This window comes from Caballeronia sp. M23-90 (assembly GCF_053574605.1).
On the sequence record NZ_JBSIPA010000641.1, the window covers coordinates 1 to 2,862 of the forward strand.

At 60.9% G+C, this 2,862-nt stretch carries 4 protein-coding genes; 3 read left to right on the forward strand and 1 reads right to left on the reverse strand.

The genetic code is table 11. The annotated features are described in order from the left end of the window. Positions 1-931: flagellar basal-body MS-ring/collar protein FliF (gene fliF, locus ACRXB1_RS33985; RefSeq protein WP_449494532.1), on the reverse strand; the 931-nt coding region annotated here is incomplete at its 3' end. Positions 932-1,278: 347 nt separating this feature from the next. Here fliF and fliE point away from each other — a divergent pair. The 3 genes from fliE (at position 1,279) to ACRXB1_RS34000 (ending at position 2,645) form a co-directional block, all read left to right on the forward strand. Then, positions 1,279-1,629, forward strand: coding sequence for a flagellar hook-basal body complex protein FliE (fliE, locus tag ACRXB1_RS33990; RefSeq protein ID WP_062168347.1), 351 nt, complete (start codon positions 1,279-1,281; stop codon positions 1,627-1,629). A 248-nt stretch (positions 1,630-1,877) separates the two neighbouring features. After that, entirely contained in the window at positions 1,878-2,291 is a 414-nt protein-coding gene (gene fliS / locus ACRXB1_RS33995) for a flagellar export chaperone FliS (RefSeq protein ID WP_062000619.1), read from the forward strand. A 24-nt stretch (positions 2,292-2,315) separates the two neighbouring features. Further along, positions 2,316-2,645, forward strand: a complete 330-nt coding sequence (locus tag ACRXB1_RS34000) for a flagellar protein FliT (protein WP_062000618.1) — start codon at positions 2,316-2,318, stop codon at positions 2,643-2,645. The last annotated feature ends 217 nt before the right edge of the window (positions 2,646-2,862 follow it).

Sequence of the window (2,862 nt, forward strand, 5' to 3'; positions counted from 1 at the left end):
CGAGCTTCGAAAAGTCGATATCCGCGCTCACCTGCGAATGGGCGTTGCCTGCACCGAACAGCGGCGCCAGGATTGCATCGATACGCGATTGCGTATTGCGCTCGATCTGCTGGACGTACTTGAGTTGCGAGGCGTCCAGCCCGTTCGGCCCGCTGCTTTGCTGCGTCAGGAGGTTGCCATCCTGGTCGACGATGGTCACGTTCTTCACCGGCATGTCCGCCACGCCCGAGCTGACCATGTGCTGGATAGCGAGGGTTTGCGCTTCGTCGAGCGCGCGGCCGGGATACAGGTTCAACATGACGGACGCGGTCGGCAATTCCTTTTCGCGCACGAACACGGTCGGCTTCGGAATCGCGAGGTGCACCCGGGCTTCGCGGACTGACGATATCGACGCGATGGTCTTTTCCAGCTCGCCTTCAAGCGCCCGCTGATAGTTGACCTGCTCGGCGAACTGGCTGATGCCGAACTTCTGGTTGTCCATCAATTCAAAGCCGACCGAGCCGTTCTTCGGCAATCCCTGCGATGCCAGCCGCAACCGCGTTTCGTGCACGGCTTCGCTCGGCACCAGGATCGCGCCGCCCGATTCGGCAATTTTGTAGGGAATGTTCCCTTGCTGCAGCGCGGCGACGATCGCTCCGCCGTCGCGATCCGACAGGTTGCTGAACAGCACCCGGTAGTCCGGCTGGCGCGACCACATCACCAGTCCGGCGATCACCATGGCGAGCACCGCCACGGCGATGATCAACGGCATGCGCGGGTTGTTGCGGAACTGGTTGAGCATCGGCATGCGGCCGCCGAGGTTGCCGCTGAAGTCCGAACTGCTGGCAAATCCCGCGCCGCCCGAACCTGCCGCGATCGATCCGGCCGCCGGCTGCGCGCCGGCCAGACCCATGCGGGCGTCCGGGTTGATCAGGTTATTGGTGGAATCCATGCGTCGAAGCTCTCCGAATCTTGCGTTTTCCGCGAAGTGTCCGGTTAAAGCCGGGCGCAGTCGCAGACTCTTTCATGAGAGGAATTATCCGTAAGGGCGAGTAAGTCGATTGAGCGAACAGAAGCCGCTTTTGGCGCTCTTTCCCGGCTTTGCAAAACCACGCCGCTGCTAGACTTTTTCGTAATCGGTCAGGCCGTATGGCGAACCGCCCAGGCTCCGGCGCAGACGCCAGCCTCAGGCCCGGGACAGGCCCCGGTTCGATATGTCCCAGCAGCACCGCCCACCATACGTTGCCGCCGGTTACCTTATTTTTGAGAGTTTGATTTCCGCTTCCTTCTGGAGACACCATGAATGCATCCATCAGCCCGCTGAGTTCGGCGCTCCAGCAACTCCAGTCCATGGCCACGCAGGCCGCCGGGGGCGCGGGCAATGTTGCGGGCGGCGCTGTCGTGCCTGAATCGGGGGCGGCGAGCGCGGGAAGTTTTGCGGATGCGCTGAAATCGTCCATCGATAACATCAGCAGCTCGCAGAAAAGCGCCATGAGCGAAGCGCACGCGTTCGAAATCGGTGCGCCGAACGTATCGCTCAACGACGTCATGGTCGACATGCAGAAGGCCAACGTAGGGTTGCAGTTCGGCCTGCAAGTGCGCAACAAGCTGGTGTCCGCGTACAACGACATCATGAATATCTCCGTCTGAGCCGGGGCGCGCAGCCCGCTTCATGGATAACCGCGCCATCGGCATCTGGACGCTTGCTCGCGGCCATTGCACTTTCCGGAACCCGTTGTGACGCAAAGCCTTCCTAAAGCTTTCGCCGCTTTCTCCGATAACCCAAGTACAGCTCGGCAAACAGTCAGACGAATCGAAGGTCTTGATCGTAATGCCGGCATCGGTTCATTACGGTTTTCGCGATCGAGCGTGCGGAAATCGAATCAGGAGAAAGTCGGATGTTTTCCCAGGGACATGCGGGAGCCAACGCGTACGCACGCGTCGGCGTGCAAACCGGAGTAATGGGCGCCAGTCCGCACAGACTCGTCGTCATGCTGTATCAGGGCGCGCGCCAGGCTGTGGCTCAGGCACGAATGCACTTGCAGCAAGGCAACATTGCGGCGCGCGGCGAAGCGATCACGAAGGCGATCGGCATTATCGAAAGCGGTTTGCAGCAGGCCCTGAACAAGGACGCTGGCGGGGAAATCGCGGCGCGGCTGGACGCGCTGTATACGTATATGTCGCATCGGCTGTTGACCGCGAACGTGCAGCAAAGCGAACCGATGCTGGTGGAAGTCGATGGCTTGTTGGCGACTCTGGAAGACGCCTGGATCGCAATTGCGCCCGACGCAGCAAGAATGGCTGCGGCGTGACATTGCGAAATATGTCCGCACATAATGAAAACGACACAAGAATATTTCTCTCATTACGAAGCGATTGCTGAACTTTCTGCGCGCATGCTGGCCGCGGCGCGCTGTGGAGACTGGAGTGAGTTGAAGATCATGCAGGGGGCATATCGCGAGTTGATCGACGGCTTGCGGGAAGTCGATGCCGCGTCCCAGCTCGACGATACCGCCCGCGCCCGCAAGTTCGAGCTGGTGCGCCGGATTCTCGCGGACGACGCCGCCATTCGCGACCTGAGCGCACCCAGCCTCGCGCGTTTATCGGCGCTGTTCACAGTGAACAGACCCGCGCGAGTTTTGAAAAAGATGATCGGGCTGCGATAAACACGTTTTTGCAGGTCACGTGTTTGCAGCCCGCCGAAAACCGGTGGCGGACTGATCCGAGTGTCGATCGCGCTGACCGGTGACCCGAGGAAACCGGCATGCCTGGTCTGGACTCCGCGATCGCTGCGCTAATCGCCAGCCGCACTGACATGCTGTTATCGGCGCTGCTTCCGCAGGGCGGATCGAGCTCGGGGGCGACTGCGCAAACCGGCACGTA